Raw genomic sequence first — 19,971 nt, forward strand, 5'->3', positions numbered from 1 at the left:
CTTTGTCGCGCAAGGTGCCTGCCACTGTCATCGCGGCAAGGATGCGCCGGTTGCTAGGTTCTCTCTCTTGAACGAAACGCCGCCCGACGCCGGGGCCGCGTCGGCTCCGGTCTTGGTCCGGCGGCACCGCCTGTCGACGCGGGCCTGGCACTGGCTGAATGTCGTTGCGGTCTTCACCCTGCTGATGAGCGGGCTGACCATCTTCAACGCCCATCCGCGCCTCTACTGGGGGCAGTACGGCGCCAACTTCGATCGCCCCTGGCTGAAGATCGACGCGAGCCGCGACGGCAGCCGCGGTTATGTCCAGGTGGGTTCGCTGAGGATGGAAACGACCGGCGTGCTGGGCGCGTGGGAAAAGGACGGGAGGCTGTCCAATCGCGCCTTTCCGCACTGGATGACGCTGCCTTCGCACTACAGCCTTTCCGAGGGGCGCAAGTACCATTTCCTCGGTGCTTGGCTTCTTGCGATCGCGGGTGTGCTCTACCTTCTGTGGTCGCTGCTCAATCGCCACGTGATGCGCGACCTGCTGCCCCGCCGCGGCGAGCTTGCCCCGGCGCACTTGTGGCAGGACGTGAAGGACCATGCCCGGCTGCGCTTTCCGCGGGGAGAGGCTGCGGCGCGCTACAACGTCCTACAAAAACTGGCCTACGTCTCGGTGCTTTTCGTGATCCTGCCGGTGATGGTTCTGACCGGGCTGGGCATGAGCCCGACGATGAATGCGGGATGGGGCGGGATACTCGACCTCTTCGGCGGGCGGCAATCGGCCCGGTCGGTCCATTTCATCGCCGCGATGGCGCTCGTCGTGTTCATCGTCGTGCACCTGCTGATGGTCGTCTTGGCCGGGCCGGTGAACGAGGTGCGCTCCATGATCACAGGGCGCTTTCGCCTGCCGCCGGAGAAGGGCCGATGACGTTTTCGCGACGCCGGATGATCGCCGGGATGAGCGCCGGTCTGACCTTGGGCGGCTGCCAGAAGATCCTCGAGGCCGGGCCGGTCGACGCGCTGGCCACCTCGCTGGACACGTTCACGATGCGGGCGCAACGGCTGGTCGTGCCGCGCACCGCGCTGGCCCGCGAATACAGTCTTGCGGAGCGCAGTCCGATTTTCCGCGCCAACGGATCGCGCACCGCAGACACCCCGGAATATCGCAGGCACCTTGCCGAGAATTTCGCCAACTGGCGGCTGACGGTAACCGGTCTCGTCGGAAACCCGCTCAGCCTGCCGCTGTCGCGGCTGCGCCAGATGCCGGCGCGTACGCAGGTGACCCGACACGATTGTGTCGAGGGCTGGAGCGCCATCGGCCAGTGGACGGGCACGCCGCTGAAGCTGATCCTGGACCTGGCGCGGGTGGCAGGCACGGCGCGATACATCGTTTTCGAGTGCGCCGATCTGTTCGGCACGACGCCCTATTACGAAAGCATCGACCTGATCGAGGCCTATCATCCGCAGACCATCCTCGCCTGGCGCATGAACGGCGAACCGCTGCCCGAACGCCACGGCGCGCCCTTGCGCCTCAGGGTCGAACGACAGCTGGGTTACAAGCACGCCAAATTTGTGCGCGGCATCGTGGCGACCGATGATCTCGGCCGCTTCGGCGCGGGCAAGGGCGGGTTCTGGGAAGACCGGGCCGGTTACCAGTGGTGGGCGGGGATATAGCGGACATCGGTCGCGCGACGGACTCACGAAATGGATACCGTCTTTGCGTGATGCGACCAGCATCTCCATGCGGATTTTCTTCGCCTAGCCCAGTCATACCGCGATATTCGAGCAAACCGCGATTGACACGACTCGCCAAATCCTGTGCAAATAATGTATCCAATTTCCGCATGGAGGGAATGTCATGGAGCCGATCGAGCTGAAGTCCCAATATCGCCATGCCCTGCTGCCGGAGCCGAGCAGCGAGGAATTGTCGCGGCAGGATTTCGTCAAGAGCCTGAAGTTCCATCTCGCCAGCACGATCTCCACCGGCAACAAGAACGCGTTCGACGGTCGCGCCGCGCGTCGCTTCGAGAAGGCCGAGGGCCGCCCGCCCGAGACGATGCACGACGTCCGCAGGGCGATGCAGGGCGATCCCTACTTCAACTTCTGGAGCGCCCTGCAGCGCAACAGCCAGGAAATGATGTGGAAGTCGGTGCAGATGCCGGTCGAACGCCAGCTTGGGGACCTGATCGAACGGGCGGCTGGCGATGAAGGGCCCGGCTCGCTCACGCTCGACCCCGACGTCGCGGTTCCGGCCTATCACACCGCGGTCGATATCCACTGCATGCCGGGCGGCTACCACACCGAATTCACCGAAAACGACGTCGCCAACGGCGCCGTCTACGACCGGGCGGTCTACATCTACGCCATGGGGCGGATGGGGCCGTTCAATTCGGACATCGGCGACACCGCCATTGCCCTCATCAAGTCGCGCTTCCCCGACCTGAAGCCGCGCCGGATCCTCGACATGGGGTGCGCGGTCGGCCATTCGACGCTGCCCTATTGCGATGCCTGGCCGGAAGCGGAGGTGCATGCCATCGATGTCGGCGCGCCGGTCCTGCGCTATGCCCACGGGCGGGCTCGCTCCCTCGGCTACCCGGTTCACTTCAGCCAGCAGAACGCGGAAAGCACCCGTTTTCCCGACGGTCATTTCGATCTGATCGTCAGCCATATCCTGGTCCACGAGACCAGCGCGCGAGCGATCCGCGCGATCATGCGCGAGGCCCGCCGCCTGCTTGCACCCGGCGGCGTGGTCCTGCATGGCGAGACTCCGCCTTATCGCGACCTGCCGGCCTACGATGCCTTCATGCTCGACTGGGACACGCGCAACAACAACGAGCCGTTCTGGGGCGCGAGCCACGAGATCGAACCCGCCCGGATCGCCGCCGAAACCGGCTTCGATCCGGACAAGGCGTTCGAGGCCTACCAGCCCAGCGCGTTTGAAGCGGCGGAGCAGGAGCGGACCAAGGTGTTCCAGGGCGGCGACTTCGGCGGGGGCGGTGCCTGGTACTTCTGGGGGGTGCAGAAGTGAGCGGACAGGCGGACGGCGCGCGGATCGAGTTGCAGAAGAAGGCGAAGGGAGAGCGGCCCGCCTATTTCTCCGACCCCGCGATCGACAAGATCCTCTCGATCACGATGGCCCTTGCCGGCGAGGTTGCGGTCATGCGCGACCGGCTCGATACGGTCGAACGGCTGCTGGAGGGCGGCGGTCCGGTCACGCAGGAAGCGATCGAGGCCTATCGACCCGACCCGTCGGTCCGCGAGGAGCGCGACGCGATCCGCGAGCGGTTTCTCGAGAACATCCTGCGCATCGTGCACCAGGAGCGGGAGGAACTGGCGCGCAAGGCAGAGGAGCGGGCGCCCTATGGCGAAGCGGTCCAACTGGTCGAAGCGCTCTGACCCGCCGACGCGCTAATGCCGTGGCGCGCTTCGTGTGCGGCGGGAAAAGAGCTTCGTATGGATTGCAATTTCGGGCGGACCGAACGATCTGCCGACATCACGGGAAGTCGGGAACGGTGAATGTCGAAAGCGTCTGACAGGGCCTATCATGCCATTCGCAGCAGTATCCTTTCGGGAAAGCTGCTGCCCGGCGAGCAGATCGTGGAGGAGGCCCTGGCCGAACTGGTCGGCCTGTCGCGTACGCCGGTGCGTGATGCCTTGCGCCGGCTTGAGGCGGAGCTCTTGGTCGAGCGCAACGAGACCCAGCGCACGTTTGTCGCGAACTGGTCGCTCGCCGACATATCGGACGCCTTCGAATTGCGCGCCATCGTCGAGGGGCGCGCTGCGCGACTCGCGGCGGCGCGGATGACCGAAGAAGCGCTTGTCCGGTTGCGCGATGCGAACGAGATCGTCCGCGAGGCGGTCGAGTGCGATCGGCCCGACGTCGCCATGTTCCTCGAGGGCAACCGGGCTTTCCACACGGCCTTGGTCGAAGCGGCCGATTCGCGCCGGCTGTCCGCGCTGTTGAGCACGCTGATCGAGCAGCCGGTCATCTGGCGTACCGCGCACCATTACGATCATTCGTCGCTCAAGCGCTCGCACCTCGATCACCGCGAACTGATCTCGGCCTTCGAAAGGCGCGACGGCGCATGGGCTGAGGCGATCATGCGCAGCCATATCCTGCGGGCCTATCACGTCTATTGCGACGCGCACGCGCAGATTGCCTGATGATTTGTATACAAGAATGCGGAGTCGGCTTGACCCGGCAATCCCGAAAAGATCGTTTCCTATGAACTGCTAAGGCGAATATAGCGTCGCTTGTTCGCGTGTCGGTTACAAAAACCGATTGCGAAGCCGGCGTCGATATGTACACTAAACGTCGGAATGATGAAGGTCGCACGGTTTCGCGGAGCCGTGTAACGTCCGGGGTCCCGATGGCTCCGACTTTCGTGTTTGGAGCAGCCATGATCGCCGGGCGTCACAGTGTCGAAATGGTCGAAGTGGCCCCCCGCGATGGCCTTCAGAACGAAAAGGCGCTGATAGCCACTGCCGACAAGCTGGAACTGATCCATCGCGCGATCCGCGCGGGCAGCCGCCGGATGGAGGTGGCCAGTTTCGTCAATCCGCGTGCCGTACCGCAGATGGCCGATGCCGAGGCCGTGTGCGAGGGTTTGCCGAGCCGCGACGACGTTACCTACATCGGTCTCGTGATGAACGCCCGCGGCGCGCAGCGAGCGATCGCGACCGGGCGGATCGACCAGCTCGGGGCGGTCTCCGTGGCGACGGATACCTTCGCCATGGCCAACCAGAAGCAGACCAGCGACGGATCGGTCGACGCCGCCCGCGAGGTCATCGCGATGGCGCGGCAAGCCGGCTTGACCGGCCAGGTCACGATTGCCGCGGCGTTCGGGTGCCCGTTCGAAGGGGAGGTCGGCGAAGACAGGGTCATCGCCATGGCCCTTGCCCTGGCCGAGGCGGGGCCGGTCGAAATCGGGTTGGCGGACACCATCGGCGTTGGCAATCCGGCGCAGGTTGCCGGCCTTGTCGGCCGCATCCGGCGGGAGCTTCCCGACATGGCGCTTCGCGTCCATTTCCATAACACGCGCGGCACCGGCCTCGCCAATGTCTGGACCGCTGTCGCGCAAGGCGTCAGCACCGTCGATGCCTCGATCGGCGGGCTCGGCGGCTGTCCTTTCGCACCGGGGGCAGCCGGCAACGTCTGCACCGAAGATGTCGTCTACATGCTGGAACGCGGCGGCATCGCGACCGGCCTCGATCTCGACAGCCTGATTGCCACCAATGGCTGGCTCGCCGGGGTCATGGGGCGAACGTTGCCGGGAATGGTCGCCCGCGCACCGAGATCTCCCAAGCAGTCCGCAAGCACAGGATGCCTCGAAAATGGATGAACGCGGTGCCGGGTACCGGCTGGGTGTCGACGTCGGCGGCACGTTTACCGACCTGCTGCTGCTGGAAACCGGCACCGGCCGGTTCTGGCGGCACAAGACGCCCTCGACCCCGCACGACAGTTCCGAAGGGATCCTGAACGGCGTTTCGGCGATTTGCGAAGTCGCCGGGATTTCGCCGGCCGCCATCGAGTATTTCCTGCACGGCACGACCGTCGCCACCAATGCCGTGCTGGAGGGCAAGGGCGCCCGGGTCGGCCTGGTGACGACCGAAGGCTACCGCGACATCCTTCAGATCGCGCGCAGCTTCGTGCCCGGGGGCCTTGCCGGCTGGATCGTCTGGCCAAAGCCCGAACCGCTCGCCGCGCTGGAAGACACGGTGACGGTCAAGGGGCGGCTGAACGCCGCTGGGGAGGAAGTTCGCCCTCTCGACGAGGCCGATGTCCGGGAAAAGGTCCTGCATCTCAAGGCCAACGGGGTCGAGGCGATCACCGTGAGCCTTATCAATTCCTACGCCAACGGTGCGCACGAACGGCGCGTCGGCGAAATCGTCGCCGAAATCATGCCCGGCGTGCCGATCTCCCTGAGCCACGTGGTCCTGCCGGAAATGCAGGAATACGAGCGGGCCCTGACGACCGTGGCGAACGCCTCGGTCAGGCCCGTGGTGTCGCGATACATCTCCAATCTTCGCAACCGTCTCGCCGCCGAAGGCATGGCGGGCAAATTGTCGCTGCTGCGGTCCGACGGCGGGTTGATGAGCAGCGAGAAGTCGGAGGAGCACCCGGTCAACATCCTGATGAGCGGCCCGGCAGGCGGCGTCACCGGCGCCCAGTGGGTGGGGCGCAATGCCGGGATCCGGAACATCCTGACGCTCGACGTGGGCGGCACCAGCACCGATGTCGCGCTGATCGAAGATCTGGAGGCGCGCCGCCAGCGCACGACCGAAGTCGGCCACCTGTCGGTCCGCGCCTCGGCACTTGACGTCAAGACTGTCGGCGCGGGCGGCGGCTCGATCGCCTATGTTCCCGAACTGACCGGCGCGCTGCGCGTCGGGCCGCAGTCGGCGGGCGCCGTTCCCGGCCCGGTCGCCTATGGCAAGGGTGGCACGTTGCCGACCGTGACCGATGCCAATGTCGTGCTCGGCTACCTGCCGGAAAACCTTCTCGGCGGCACCTTCAAGCTCGACCGCGACGGCGCGAAAAAGGCCGTGCAGACGATCGCCGACGCGCTCGGGATCGGGCTGATGGAGGCGGCGCGCGGCATCATCGACATCGTCAACGAGAACATGTTCGGTGCGCTTCGCATGATCTCGGTGCAGCAGGGATACGATCCGCGCGACTTTGCCCTGATGGGCTTCGGCGGCGCGGGTCCGCTGCATGTCAACGCGGTCGCGCGGCTGATGGGAAGCTGGCCCGCCATATCGCCGGTCTCGCCGGGCGTGCTCTGCGCGCTGGGCGATGCGACGACGCGGATGCGGACCGAGACTGCCCGTTCATGGTCGCAGCTGGCGACGGAGACCAGGGCCGACGATCTGATCGGCGTGCTGGCCGAAATGGCCCGCCAGGTGCGTGACGAGCTTCTGGCCGATGGCGTTCCCGAGGACGAGATCGTCACCAGCTTCGAGGTCGACGTCCGCTACGCCGGACAGGCGTTCGAGGTTCCGCTCTCGATCAGCGCCGAATTGCTGGAAACGGACGGCATCGACGGCATCCTCGCCCGCTTCGATGCCGAACACGAACGGCTGTTCACCTTCAACATGGAAAGCCCCCACGAGATCGTGAACCTGAGGGCGGTGGGTCTTGGCAAGCGGCTCGATCTGCCCGCCGCGCGGCTGGAGGAAGGCGATGGCGATCCGTCCGGGGCAAAGCTGCGCGATCACGTTCTGTGGATGGACGGGCGCGAACAGGCGGCGGTCATCTACGACCGCGCGGGCCTGCGTGCCGGGGACCGGATCGTCGGGCCCGCCATCGTCACCGAGATGGATTCGACAACCCTGATCGAGAGCGGTTGTGTCGCCACCGTCGATCCGATTGGCAACATCCTCATCAATCCCGCCTGACGGAAGGGGAGCAAGTCATGTCCGCGCAGATCGTTCAAGCCAACGACACGCCTTTCGCCAGGGTCGCGATCGATCCGGTGACGCTCGACATCATCGAAAACGCGCTGCGCAACGCGCGGGTGGAAATGGACGCGACCCTCGTCCGCACCGCGATGTCGCCCGGCATCCGCGAACAGGGCGATGCCTTTCCCCTCATCGCCGATCATCTCGGCCGGATGATCGTCGGCCAGTTCGGCAGCTACATCGGCCCCTTCCTCGAGGAATACGCGGGAACGGTCGAGGACGGCGACCTCATCTTCCTGTCCGATCCCTATTCCGTGGGCGGGGCGATCAGCCATTCGAACGACTGGCTGGTGCTGCTGCCCGTGTTCAAGGACGGCAGGCTGATCGCCTATACCTCGATGTTCGGGCACCAGTCCGACATCGGCGGCAAGGTGGTCGGCTCGATGCCGATCAAGGCGCATTCGATCTTCGAGGAAGGCGTGCGTATCCCGCCCGTCAAGATCTGGCGCAAGGGCGAGTACAACGCGGACCTGATCAAGCTGGTCATGCACCAGACCCGCAAGCCGGATTGGTGCGCGGCCGACCTCAACGCGCTGATCGCGTCGTGCCGGGTGGCCGCCCGGCGGGTGATCGAGATGGCCGAACGCTTCGGCGACGATGTCTACGTCTCTGCCACGCAGGAACTGCTCGCCCGCAACCACCGCGCGATGAAGGCGCTGCTGTCGCAGGCCGTGAGCGAGGAACCGGTCAGTTTCGAGGACTACATCTGCGACGACGGGATGGGCCATGGCCCCTATCGCATCCGCTGCACCATGTGGCGGGAGGGCGAGCGGGTCGTGCTCGATTTCGCGGGCACCGATCCGCAATCGGCGGCGTCGATCAATTTCTACCTGAACGAGAACATGTTCAAGATGTTCTTCGGCATCTACATGATCATGGTCTTCGATCCGCAGATCCTGTTCAACGACGGTTTCTACGACCTGATCGACGTGCGCATTCCCGAAGGATCGCTGCTGAAGCCCAAATTCCCCGCAGCGCTTTCGGGCCGGACCCACGCGCTGGGCCGCATTTTCGACATCCTGGGCGGGCTGCTCGGTCAAAAGACGCCGGAATTCCTCAATGCCGCCGGTTTTTCGTCGAGCCCGCACTTGTTCTATTCGGGAAACGACACGCGGCCCGGCAAGCACAACGAGTGGTTCCAGCTGTTCCAGATCGGCTTCGGCGGCATTCCCGGCCGCCCGCTCGGCGACGGGCCGGACGGGCACTCGCTGTGGCCCGGTTTTACCAACGTGCCCAACGAATTCCTCGAACGCTATTTCCCGATGATCATCGAACGATACGAGACGGAGCCGGATTCCGGCGGCGCGGGCCTGCATCGCGGCGGCAACGGCATCCACATGACCTACCGCTTCATCGCGCCCGGCACGATCTCGGTCCATGACGATCGCTGGTTCGTGCCGCCATGGGGCGTCAACGGCGGGCGACCGGGCGCGCGGGCGCGCAAGATTCTCGAAAAGGCGGACGGAATACGCATCGTCATCGGCAACAAGGTCGAGGACATCGAGGTCGATGTCGACGATCAACTGCACTTCATCACCTGGGGCGGCGGCGGCTGGGGCGACCCGCTGGAGCGAAACTCGGACGTGGTGGGCAAGGAGATCCGGCAGGGCCTGGTCACGCCGGCGGGCGCGCGCGCCTACGGCGTGATTGCCGACGATGAGGGCGCCATCGACCTTGCTGCGACCGATGCGCTGCGCAGCGAGATGCGCGCCGCGCGCGGCGAATTGCCGCTGTTCGACAAGGGCCCGCCGATCGAGGACCTTCGCGCGCGTTGCGAGCAGGAGACCGGCCTCGTCGCCCCGATCCAGCCCCGCTGGACCCACACCGAAGCAGGACAGATTGCATGAGTTTCGAGACCGGACCGGGCGCGCTCGGCGACATTCGCGTCGTCGAGCTGGGGCAATTGATCGCCGGGCCTTTCTGCGGCCAGTTGCTGGGCGACATGGGGGCCGACGTCGTCAAGGTCGAGCCGCCGCTGGTGAACGGCGTCGGCGGCGACCCGATGCGCGACTGGGGTCAGGGCGACGACAAGGTGCAGTGGGAGCTGATCGCGCGCAACAAGCGTTCGGTCTCCGCCAACTTGCGGGTGCCCGAAGGCAGGGCGCTCGTTCGCCGCCTGATCCGCCATGCCGACGTCGTCGTCGAGAATTTCAAGCCCGGCACCCTGGAGAAATGGGGTCTCGATCCGCAAGAACTGCTCAAGGAGCAACCCAGCCTCATCGTCGCGCGCATGTCTGGATACGGCCAGACCGGTCCCTATTCCACGCGGGCCGGCTTCGGCGGCATCGGCGAGGCCATGGGCGGTTGGCGCTATATCGTCGGCGAGGAGGACAGGCCGCCGTCGCGCATGGGCGTGTCGATCGGCGATTCGCTGACCGGGACTTACGGCTGCCTCGGCATTCTCGCCGCGCTGCACGTGCGGGAAAGGACCGGCAAGGGGCAGGTGATCGACGCCGCGCTCTACGAGAGCGTGCTGCAGGTGATGGAAGGGCTGGTCATCGAATACGACCGCGCCGGGATCATCCGCGAACGGTCCGGATCGGTGCTGAAGGGCATCGCCCCGTCCAACGTCTACTCCGCCAAGGACGGACCCTTCATGATCGGCGCGAACAAGGATTCGCTCTGGCAGCGCCTAGCCGCCGCGATGGGCCGGCCGGAGTTGGGGCACGACCCGCGCTACGCCACGCACGTCGCGCGCGGCGAGCGCCAGGACGAACTCGACGCCCTGATCAACGAATGGACCGGCACGCTCACCATGGCGGAGCTGGACGCGCTGATGATCGAATACGCGGTTCCGGCGGGCCGGGTCTATCGTGCGCCGGACATGCTGGAAGACCCGCATTTCCAGGCGCGCGAGGCCATCGTCGAGGTGGAGACCGAGCGGTTCGGCCCGCTGAAGATGCAGTCGACCTTTCCCCGCCTCTCCGCCACGCCGAGCGGCATTCGCCGTCCCGCGCCGTCGAGCGTGGGCCAGCACAATGCCGAGATCTACGGCGAACTGCTGGGCATGAGCGAGAGCGAGATGGGCGAGCTGGCGGAGCGCGGCGTGATCTGAGCGATCAGGGACGCCGCTGCCCGACGATCCCCTATGCCTGACTGCCGCGGACCAGGCCGGAATTTCCGGCCTGGTCCGGGCCAATCACTCCGTCAGAAGTCGAAGCCGACCTCGACACCGATCGTCCGCAGCGATCCCGGCGTCACGAACGAGCCGCCGAATTCGGGCGCGGGAATGATTTCCTCGAGATAGCGCTTCTTGAAGACGTTGTTGGCAAAGGCGGCGATGCGCCAGTTGTCTGCCTTCAGCCCGCCACGCAGGTTGACGATCGAATAGGCGTCGCGCCGGGTGCGCGAGTATTCGCCGATGCCGAGGCCCGGGAAGAAGACGTCGAAGATCGTCCGGCGCTCCTGGTCCTGCACCGTGTGGAACCACGTCGGCCCGGTCAGGCGATAGTCCGCCTTGAAAGTCAGTTCGAGCGCGTCGTTCAACGGCTGTTCGATCAGCATGCCCAGGTTCAGCGTGTAGTCGGCCGAATAGGGCGACTTGTTGCCGACGGTGTCGGGGCGAACCGAATTCTTCAGGATCTTGCTGTCGAGCACGTTGCCGCCGGCATCGAGCGTCAGCCAGTCGGCGACCCGCCAGTTCAGCCCGAATTCCGCGCCCATCAACCGGACCTTGTCGATGTTCGAGATCGTTCGCAGCAGGCCGAAGGTGCCGGTGTAATATTCGAAGAACTGCATGTCCTTTACCATGTTGCGATAGGCTGCGCCCGACAGGGTCAGGTCGCCGCCCAGCAACTCGGCCTTGAAGCCCAGTTCGATGGCGTGCGACACCTCCTTGTCGTAATCGTCGCCGACGCCGATGTTCGATCCCATGAGGTCGTTGAAATAGATGTCGATCAGGGCCGCGCTGCCCTGGCTGTTGAATCCGCCCGCCTTGAACCCGACGCCGTAGTCGGCGTAGATGCTGAAGTCGGGCGTCACCTCGAACCGGACGTTCGCCTTGGGCTGCAATTGCTGGTAGGTCGCCGACTGCGACGAAAGCGTGCCGACGTCATAGCCGGGATTGATCGAACCGCCCGTGATCGGATCGGTCACGTCGGGCACCAGCGGCTTCACGCTGCGTTCCTCGCGGTCGTAGCGCAGTGCGCCCGACAGGATCAGCCGATCCGAAACCGTGTATTCTAGCGATCCGAAACCGGCATAGACATCGGTCAGCAGCTTGTCGTCGAAGAGCTGGGTGGTCGGGTTCTGGCCATCGGCCGGGACGTAGAGTTCGCGCAGGATGTCGCCGCCGGTATCCTCGTTGATCGCGGTTCCGTAGCGGCGGTTGATGTGCAGGTAATAGGCGCCCAGCGACCATTGCAGCGCGCTTGCGTCGTCGGAAGCAAGGCGGATTTCGGCGCTGTAGTCCTTCTGGTCGCGCACCGTGACCTGGTAGCCGTCGCAAGTCGTCGGGCCGAAGGCGCCGAGGATCGATGCGCCGGGGGTCGGCGCAAGAAACAGCGGCGAGGGCAGGGTGACGCCATCGGCGAAGAGTTCGGCCACCGAATTGATGCACGATTCCCGCCCGTTGAACCGGCCGAGCGCGGCGGCGGTGGCGTCGGCCGCGAAGGTCTCGTCGATCTGGTTGAACGACCCCCAGGCCGAGAGACGCATCCCGCCGAGGTCGTAGTCGAACTTCAGCGAGGCCTCTTTGGTGGTCTGCTTGTCGATGCTGGGGATGTTGCGCTGGAACGTGAAATCGTGATCGTTCACGTCCAGGTAGAAGTCCGGATTGGCGAAGACCTGCGCAAATGACGGCAGAGCAAAGACCGCATTGAACTTGAGCGCCGCGGCGGTCACCTCGCCGTAACGGACCTTGGCGTCGATGCTGAGATCGTCGGTCGGTTCGAAGACGAGGCGGGTGCCCACGCTCCATTCCTCAAGCTGGTCGATCGTGTTGCCCTGGGTGCGCGGATCGGGGCCGGTGTTCTTGTAGAAACCGTCGGTATGGCGATAGCGACCGAACACGACGGCGCCGATCGTGTCGCTGACGGGGCCGGATACCGATCCCTCCAGCAACTGGCTGTCCTGCGTCGCCCAGTAGGCGCGGCCCGAGAATTCGAGGACGTCGGAAGGCTTCTTGGTGGTGAGGACGATCGCGCCGGCGGTCGCACCGCGCCCGTAATAGGCACCTTGCGGGCCCTTGAGCACTTCGAATTGCTGCATCGCGCCCATGTACTGGTTCACAGCCGCGGTGTTCGTCTTGAGGATGCCGTCGACGACAAGCGCCACGTTGTTCTCGGCATCGCGCGCGCCGTTGACGCCGCGGATGTTGATCTGCGCATCGCCGACCTGCGCCGCGTTCGACACGATCGTTACGCCCGGAATGAACGCGATCGCCTGTTCGGTCGTCGCGATCCCGGAATCGGCGAGCGCTTCGGCCGTGAGCACGGAAATGGAGGCCGGCACGTCCGACAGGGCCTCGCTCTGCCGGCGGGCGACGACGGTGATCGTGGAGTCCGAGTCCTGGTCGCCGGAATGAACGGCAGGGTCCGTCTCGTTCATCTCCTCGGCAAGGGCGGGAGTTGCGATCGCAAACGGAGCCAGAGCGATTCCGGCCAGAATTCTCGAACGAATCATGCGCATAAGTGCTGCCCTCACGTTGCTGCTGGTGATCCCTGGTCTTTTTTCCTCAGTGATGACGAGAATATGATCATGCCGAATTTATGTATACAAGAAAAATGTTTCCTTTCTAATCCGTCGAGCGGACCCATGGTGGGAAGTTGAGAAATTATCGGTTATATCGCAGTTAGTTAGAGATCGTACCTGGAATGCGCCTTGTTGCCGCCTTGCATCAATCGCACAAACATGATGCTATTTGGATACAAAGGATCAGACCGGCGAACGCGCTCGCCGCGCCGAATCCTTGGCGGCATCGATAGGGGTCCAGCGATGAAATACGGCGTCTTTCTGCCCAGCGCCCGCAACGGGTTCATGCTCTCCGAGGCGGCGCCGCTTTACGACCCGACATTCCAGCACAACCTCGATACGACGCTGGAGGCCGAGAAGCAGGGTTTCGATTTTGCCCTGTCGATGATGAAGTGGAAAGGGTTCGGCGGTTCCACCGGGTACTGGGACAGCTGCCTCGAAACCTTCACGCTGGTTGCGGCGATGGCGGCGCGGACCAGTTCGATCACGCTCATTCCTTCGACCACGCTGCTGACGACGCATCCTGCGGTCTGCGCCCGGATGATCGCGACGATCGACGATGTCGCCCCGGGTCGTGTGGGGCTGAACGTGGTCACCGGCTGGAACCATCTCGAATACGAATCGATGGGCCTGTGGCGAGGGGCGGATTATTACGAACAGCGCTACGACTTCGCGGCCGAATACATCGAGATCGTGAAGCGGCTCTGGCTGGAGGACGATGTTCACCACGCCGGGCCGTTCTTCGAACTGAACGGCGCGACGGTGAATCCCAAGCCCAGTCGGATGCCGACCATCGTCAGCGCGGGCCAGTCTCCCAAGGGTCTCGATTTCACGGTCAACCACGCCGACTTCAGCTTCGTGATGACGGGGCTGGAGAATCTCAGGAAATTCACCAGCGCCATGAACGCCAAGTCGGCCGAGATCGGGCGCAGCGTCGGCACGCTTCCGCTCTATGCCGTGATCACCGCGCGCAGCGATGCGGAAGCGCAGCGGATTGCCGAGGACGTGGTTGCCCGCGCCGATCGCACGGCCATCGGCAACATCCTCGGCAGCGCCTCGCTCGACACCAACGAGGGCGGGTCGAGCGCCCACTTGCAGGCGGCACTCTCGCTGCCGGTGGAGCAGGGGAACATGGCCTTCATGAGCTTTCCCCTGCTGCACGGCACGCCCGAGACGGTGGCCAGCAAGATCAACGACATCGTCGCCGAAACCGGGGTGCCCGGCATCATGCTGAGCTGGCTCGATTTCGTTTCGGGCATCCGCGAATTCGGCGAAAAGGTCGCGCCGAAGATCCGCTACTGATCGAAGGACGGCGCCGGCCGGCTAGAGCATCCGGCTAGAGCAGCCGGCGTTCCTCCAGAAGGTCGGGCAGGTCGTTTTCGTAGAGCACGACGTCCTCGGCTCTCGCCTCGCTTTCCAGCGCACGGCGTGCGTCGGCGAAGCTGGCAACTTCGATGGCGGGCTTGCCCTTGGCGGCGAGCGCGGTGGTGAAGCTGCCGATGCGGGACGGGTTCACCGCGTAGACCAGGTCGGCCAGATCGGCGGCGTATTCGCCCAGCGCGGCGTGGACGCGGTCGTGCTCGATGCCCAGCTCCGCGATGCCCGGCGTCACCAGGATCGCCCGCCCGCCGCGCTGTCGGGCCAGTTCCGCGGCAACCGCAACCGCGTTGCGGAAGCCCGCCTCGTTCGCATTGTAGGCGTCGTCGAGAATCAGGGCTTGGCCGGGACTTTCGCGTTTTTGCAGGCGGTGGGGGACCTGCTCGACATCCGGCGTGACCAGCGGGATGCGATTGGCGATCGACGGATCGATGATCCACGCCGCCGCCACCGCCAGCGCCGAGTTGGTGACGTTGTGGTCACCCAGCAGCGGCAATTCGTAACGCAGCGTCGCGCCCCGCCCGTCGCGCTGATCTTCGAGCACGATGGTCCAGTCCGCACCGTTGAGGGCGGCGGACATGATGCGGATGTCGGCGTCCGCTTCCGGTCCGACGCTGACCACCCGGCCCGGATGCGCGGCCCGCAGCACGCGGAACGGCTCGTAATCGAGAACCTGCGTCGACACGATCGCGGTGCCGCCCCGCTCGCACACGTCCTCCACCAGCTCGGATTTCGCCCGCGCGATGTTCTCGACCGAGCCGAACCGTTCGGTGTGCGCGTCGCCGATGGCGGTGACGATGCCGTAGTTCGGATGCACGAAATCGCACAGACGCCGGACCGAGCCGATGCCGTATGCGCCCATTTCGGCGATGAAATAGCGGTGGCTCCATTGCAGCCGCTCGCGGATGTGGCGGGTGAGGCCGAGCACGGTGTTGATCGACCCGCGCGAGAAGAACACCGGCCCGGACACCGCGAGCACTTCGGCGAAGATGTGCTTGGTGGTCGTCTTGCCGAAGCTGCCGGTGATGCCGATGCGCACCGGGTCCAGCCGTTCAAGCTTGTCGCGCGCTTCGGCGATGTAGCCCTGGTTGATCCGCTCCTGCCCCGGGCGCAGAAGCATGTTGGCGATGACCAGCGTGAAGGGCAGCAGTTGCAGGCCGACGATCGCGGGCAGCGCGCCGATCAGGCTGATCGCGACCGGCAGGACCGCGAGGATCGCCGCGACGGTGCGGATGCGGCGGGCCCGTTCGGTCAGGGCCAGCGGTTTCTTGTAGCGATATCCCGCCTCGCGCTGCGCGAGGGAAACGATGATTACGGCAGCCGCGATGATGGCCGCGACGGCCAGCATCAGCGGCAGGCCGATAGCGACCACGGCCACTACCACGACGATCAGCGCAATCAGCGTCAGCGTCGCCTTCACATCGTAGAGCCGCACCCGCAGCACGGCCGAGAGGAACCGGCCGCCGTCGTACTCCTCTTGCTGGAAATAGGTGAGCAGCGTGTTCAGCCGCACCCACGCGAGGCGCGCGATCGCCGCCGTCAGGACCACGTTGGCGAGAAGGAGCGAGATCGTGCCCGAGCCGAGGTTCGTCATGCCACAACCCTCCGCCCGCCGGTGATCGCTTCCTTTGCCGTCAGCGCGATCTGGTGCCGTCCGCGATCGAGGATCGAGATGTGGTCGTAGTGCGGCAGCTCGACGTACTCGCTCCCCGGCACCAGCGCGGCGATCTTGCGCCCGATCTCGGGCGGGGTCTCGGTGTCGGCACTGCCGTAGAGGAGGGTCATCGGCACCGTGATGCGCGGCAGGTCGCTGCTCTGGTCTTCCGAAATCGTCTTCACGAAGATGTCGCGCATCCCGGTCTCCCGGCTCATCACGTAGTCCGGGCTGCCGAACCGTTTTTCGAGCGCGATGAGGTCTTCTTCCGTCTTCGCCCCGGCCTTCAGCTTCTGGAACTTGCGGCCGTTCCACTTGCGCTTCCAGCGTTCGCGCGCGGATACGTCGCGCGGCACGCCGGCCCCGGCGACGATGACGATATGGTCGAACATGCCGGGCGATTGCACGCCGAGGCGCAGGCCCAGGCGTCCGCCGAAGCTGTGGCCGACCCACACGCAATTCTCGACGCCGAGATCGAGACGCAGGTGCCGCGCCATGAATTCGGCGTATTCCACCGTTCCCCACGCCTCGTCGGGCCGATCCGACTTGCCGTGGCCGGGAAGATCGAACAGGTAGGCATCGATCGACGGGGCCAGCGCTTCCGCCACGGGAATGAAGTCGCGGTGCGTGCGGCCCCAGCCATGGGCGAAGACCACTTTGGGAGCGCCCGGCGTGCCGATCCGGATATGGTGGGGAGGCTGCATGGCCCCCTTCTTACAGCGCCCGCAATGGCGCACAAGTTGACACCTGCGAGTCGCACACAGGGTGGGCCGCGCAAACTGAGGATAGAGCCGGACGATGGCTGCAGGGAAACGGGCGGCAAGGAAACGGGTGGCGGTGCTGTTCGGCGGCGCGAGCCAGGAACACGACGTCTCGGTCGTGTCGGCGCACCAGCTGATGGACGCGGCGGACGTGCGCGGGATCGAGGTCATCCCGGTCTACACCGATTTCGAGAACCGGTTCTTCTCCGCGCCGTTCCTGCGCGATATCCGCCGGTTCAAGCCGAAGCCTTCGGGCGCGCCGGAAGTGATCTTCAGCTGGTCCGAACGCGGACCGGTGATGCGCGAGCGCAAGAGCCTGAGCGAGACACCGATCGATTGCGTGCTGCCGGTATTCCACGGTCCTTTCGGGGAGGACGGTCGGCTGCAGGGGCATTTCGAACTTCTCGGCATCCCGGTCACCGGCTTTGCCGCGGGGTCGAGCGCGATGGCGATGCGCAAGGATGCGACCAAGGCGCTGGTCCGGCTGGCAGGCGTGAACGTGCTCGACCACGTCACCGCCAACCGCGCGCGGCTGGCCGATCCCGACGCCCTGATCGCGGAGGTCGAGGCGAAGTTCGGTTTCCCGACCATCGTCAAGCCGGCGAACCTCGGCTCCTCCATCGGCGTCGGGCTGGCGAAGACCGCGGCGGACCTGCCGGCGCTGGTTGCCTATGTCCTGGCGCAGGACAACCTCGCGATCATCGAACCGCAAGTGCAGAACCTCGTCGAATACAACATCGCGATGCGCTGGGACGAAGCGGCACAGGAAGTGAAGTTCTCGGCGATAGAGCGTCCGAAGAGCGGTGCCGAACTTCTTGATTTTAAAGAAAAGTACTTGTCTTCTGGTGGCGGGACGAAAGGTGCGTTCCTGCCCAGCGAAGGCATGTTGTCGCTGACCCGCGACATCAATCCCGACATGCCGCCCGCATTCAAGGCGACGATCCACGACTATGCCCGCCGCGCCTTCGTCACGCTGGGCCATCGCGGCGCGCCGCGCATCGACTTCATGTCGAACCGCGAAACGGGCGAGATCTGGTTCAACGAGATCAACGCCATCCCCGGCTCTTACGGCTTCTTCCTCTGGGAAGCAGCGGATGAGCCGCTGCTGTTCCCCGAACTGGTCGACCACCTGGTGACCGAGGCGCTGCGCGACACGGTCAAGAAGTTCGACGACCCGGTGCCGCAGGGAGCCTACCTGCTGCCGCGCTGACGCCTAGAGCGAGGAGACAAGGTGTCCCCCATCGACCGGGATCACGGTTCCGGTCATGAACGACCCCGCGTCGGAGGCAAGCAGCATCATCGGTGCGTCGATCTCCTCCATCCGGCCCAGCCGCCGCATCGGCACGCGTTCGAGCGTCGCCTTGCCTTGCGGCGTGTCGAAGTGACCTTCGTTGATCTCGGTCGGAAAATAGCCGGGGGCGAGCGCGTTGACGCGGATGCCGTAGCGCGCCCATTCCAGCGCCATCTGCTTCGTCATCTGCGCCACCGCGGCCTTGCTGGCGGCATAGGCGGTCAGCGCCTTGCCCTGCCGCAGGGCGAGGATGGAGGCGGTGTTGACGATGCTGCCGCCCGTGCCGGCGTCGCGCATCGCCTGCGCCGCGGCCTGGGCCATCGCGAAGACGCCGGTGAGGTTGACCGCGATCACCTGCTCGAACTGCTCGAGCCGCTGGTCGATCGCCATCGCCGCGCCGTCGATCCCGGCGTTGTTGAGCAGGATCGTCGCGGTGCCCAAGGCGTCGCCGACGCGGCCCACGACTTCGCCGCAGCGCGCCGCCTCCGCCACATCGAGAGCGAAGGCTTCGGCCCGCGCGCCGCGTCCGCGCAATTCGTCGCGCAGCGCCTCGAGCCGGTCCACCCGCCGGGCGCAGAGCGCGATCGATGCGCCGTGATCGGCGAGGGTTCTTGCAAAATGGGCGCCAAATCCGCTGGAGGCGCCGGTGACGATGGCCGTGCGGCCCGAAAGATCGAAGTTCATGGCCGCGAACGTGCCGGTGGAATACCGCGCGGGCAACTGCTTGTTTATCCAGCGGCGAGCGGTTAGCTCCTGTCGCCATGGCAAAGGACACAACAAAAAGCCTCGTCTCCATCGACGTGGGAGGAACAAACGCCCGTTTCGCACTGGCGGAAGTGAGGGGCGGCAAGGTCGTCTCGGTCAACGAACCGACAACGTTCGCCACCGGCAGCGTCGCCGGGCTGGCCGCGGCCTGGCAGCGGTTCGAGGACGCGCAGGAAGGCCGCCTGCCGCGCGTCGCCGCGATCGCGGTCGCCGGGCCAGTGAGCGAGGACGAGATACGCTTCACCAATTCGCACTGGGTGATCCGCCCCGCCGATATCGGCCGCGAACTGGGCGTCGACGAACATGTCCTGATCAACGATTTCGCCGCCGTCGGCCACGCGGTCGCCGCCGCGGGCGAGGAGCATTTCGTGCACCTGGCCGGGCCGACCGACATTCCCGAGCATGGCACAACGACGATCACCGGCCCCGGCACCGGGTTGGGCGTCGCGGCGTTGGTCCGCCGGCCCGACGGATCCTATCGCGTGCAGCCGACCGAGGGCGGCCACATCGGCTTCGCGCCCGAGGATCGGGTGGAGGAGGAGATCCTCGCGCACGTGCGCGAATCGCTGCCGCGCGTCTCGGTCGAACGGATGTGTTCGGGACCGGCTATCGTCTATCTGGCCGAAGCGATCGCCCGCATCGAAGGCCTGCCGATGCCTTCAGGCGACGACCGTGAATTGTGGCTGTCGGCGATCACCGGCAGCGATCCGGTCGCGGTCAAGGCGATGGAGCGGTTCTGCATGATCCTCGGCGCGGCGGCAGGCGACCTAGCGCTGGCGCACGGATCGAACGCGGTGGTGATCGCCGGCGGGCTGGGCCTTCGCATCAAGGACCAGATCATCGCCTCGCCCTTTGCCGAGCGCTTCGTCTACAAGGGCCGCTTCCGCTCCTTGATGGAGAAGATCCCGGTGCGGCTCATCACCCATCCGCAGCCCGGCCTGTTCGGCGCGGCGGCGGCCTTCGCCCAGAAATACGGCTGAGCCGTCATC

The 19,971-nt window shown here is 65.5% G+C and carries 16 protein-coding genes; 12 read left to right on the forward strand and 4 right to left on the reverse strand.

Annotated features, from left to right (window positions below):
* The first annotated feature begins 67 nt into the window (after positions 1 to 67).
* From J2X37_RS11165 to J2X37_RS11205, 9 genes are all read left to right on the forward strand, one after another.
* On the forward strand, positions 68 to 910 hold the full coding sequence (locus tag J2X37_RS11165) for a cytochrome b/b6 domain-containing protein (protein ID WP_310021192.1): 843 nt from the start codon (positions 68 to 70) through the stop codon (positions 908 to 910).
* Positions 907 to 1,656, forward strand: a complete 750-nt coding sequence (locus J2X37_RS11170; RefSeq protein WP_310021194.1) for a molybdopterin-dependent oxidoreductase — start codon at positions 907 to 909, stop codon at positions 1,654 to 1,656. The genes J2X37_RS11165 and J2X37_RS11170 overlap by 4 nt, the downstream gene beginning before the upstream one ends.
* 184 nt (positions 1,657 to 1,840) lie before the next feature.
* A complete protein-coding gene (locus J2X37_RS11175; protein ID WP_310021195.1) occupies positions 1,841 to 3,010 on the forward strand; it encodes a class I SAM-dependent methyltransferase in 1,170 nt (389 codons plus the stop codon).
* Complete coding sequence (locus J2X37_RS11180) at positions 3,007 to 3,378, forward strand: hypothetical protein (RefSeq protein WP_310021197.1); 372 nt, start codon at positions 3,007 to 3,009, stop codon at positions 3,376 to 3,378. The genes J2X37_RS11175 and J2X37_RS11180 overlap by 4 nt, the downstream gene beginning before the upstream one ends.
* 120 nt (positions 3,379 to 3,498) lie before the next feature.
* Positions 3,499 to 4,146 carry a GntR family transcriptional regulator gene (locus J2X37_RS11185; protein ID WP_310021199.1) on the forward strand — a complete coding sequence of 216 codons (648 nt, stop codon included), beginning with the start codon at positions 3,499 to 3,501 and terminating at the stop codon, positions 4,144 to 4,146.
* Between the two features lie 236 nt (positions 4,147 to 4,382).
* A complete protein-coding gene (locus J2X37_RS11190) occupies positions 4,383 to 5,324 on the forward strand; it encodes a hydroxymethylglutaryl-CoA lyase (RefSeq protein ID WP_310021201.1) in 942 nt (313 codons plus the stop codon).
* Positions 5,317 to 7,380 (forward strand): hydantoinase/oxoprolinase family protein, encoded by a 2,064-nt coding sequence (locus J2X37_RS11195; protein WP_310021203.1) that lies wholly within the window; start codon positions 5,317 to 5,319, stop codon positions 7,378 to 7,380. Before J2X37_RS11190 ends, J2X37_RS11195 begins: the two co-directional genes overlap by 8 nt.
* 17 nt (positions 7,381 to 7,397) lie before the next feature.
* Entirely contained in the window at positions 7,398 to 9,290 is a 1,893-nt protein-coding gene (locus J2X37_RS11200) for a hydantoinase B/oxoprolinase family protein (RefSeq protein ID WP_310021205.1), read from the forward strand.
* The gene (locus J2X37_RS11205; RefSeq protein ID WP_310021207.1) at positions 9,287 to 10,498 is read left to right on the forward strand and encodes a CoA transferase; all 1,212 of its coding nucleotides are present in this window, start codon (positions 9,287 to 9,289) and stop codon (positions 10,496 to 10,498) included. Before J2X37_RS11200 ends, J2X37_RS11205 begins: the two co-directional genes overlap by 4 nt.
* 92 nt (positions 10,499 to 10,590) lie before the next feature.
* Here the strand turns inward: J2X37_RS11205 and J2X37_RS11210 are convergent, their stop codons facing one another.
* Positions 10,591 to 12,990, reverse strand: a complete 2,400-nt coding sequence (locus J2X37_RS11210) for a TonB-dependent receptor domain-containing protein (protein ID WP_310021210.1) — start codon at positions 12,988 to 12,990, stop codon at positions 10,591 to 10,593.
* Positions 12,991 to 13,377: 387 nt separating this feature from the next.
* Between J2X37_RS11210 and J2X37_RS11215 the strand changes: the two genes are divergently transcribed.
* Complete coding sequence (locus J2X37_RS11215; RefSeq protein ID WP_310021212.1) at positions 13,378 to 14,436, forward strand: LLM class flavin-dependent oxidoreductase; 1,059 nt, start codon at positions 13,378 to 13,380, stop codon at positions 14,434 to 14,436.
* A gap of 34 nt (positions 14,437 to 14,470) precedes the next feature.
* Here the strand turns inward: J2X37_RS11215 and J2X37_RS11220 are convergent, their stop codons facing one another.
* Positions 14,471 to 16,105, reverse strand: coding sequence for a UDP-N-acetylmuramoyl-tripeptide--D-alanyl-D-alanine ligase (locus tag J2X37_RS11220; protein ID WP_310021214.1), 1,635 nt, complete (start codon positions 16,103 to 16,105; stop codon positions 14,471 to 14,473).
* Complete coding sequence (locus J2X37_RS11225) at positions 16,102 to 16,869, reverse strand: alpha/beta hydrolase (protein ID WP_310021216.1); 768 nt, start codon at positions 16,867 to 16,869, stop codon at positions 16,102 to 16,104. Before J2X37_RS11225 ends, J2X37_RS11220 begins: the two co-directional genes overlap by 4 nt.
* Positions 16,870 to 16,963: 94 nt before the next feature.
* On the opposite strand from J2X37_RS11225, the gene J2X37_RS11230 reads away from it, so the two are divergent.
* On the forward strand, positions 16,964 to 18,136 hold the full coding sequence (locus tag J2X37_RS11230) for a hypothetical protein (RefSeq protein WP_310021218.1): 1,173 nt from the start codon (positions 16,964 to 16,966) through the stop codon (positions 18,134 to 18,136).
* A 3-nt stretch (positions 18,137 to 18,139) separates the two neighbouring features.
* Here J2X37_RS11230 and J2X37_RS11235 read toward each other — a convergent pair whose 3' ends face one another.
* Complete coding sequence (locus J2X37_RS11235; protein WP_310021220.1) at positions 18,140 to 18,901, reverse strand: SDR family oxidoreductase; 762 nt, start codon at positions 18,899 to 18,901, stop codon at positions 18,140 to 18,142.
* A gap of 116 nt (positions 18,902 to 19,017) precedes the next feature.
* Between J2X37_RS11235 and glk the strand changes: the two genes are divergently transcribed.
* A complete protein-coding gene (glk, locus tag J2X37_RS11240) occupies positions 19,018 to 19,962 on the forward strand; it encodes a glucokinase (RefSeq protein ID WP_310021222.1) in 945 nt (314 codons plus the stop codon).
* Positions 19,963 to 19,971 lie beyond the last annotated feature (9 nt).

The sequence above is a fragment of the Croceicoccus sp. BE223 genome, assembly GCF_031457155.1.
GTDB lineage: Bacteria > Pseudomonadota > Alphaproteobacteria > Sphingomonadales > Sphingomonadaceae > Croceicoccus.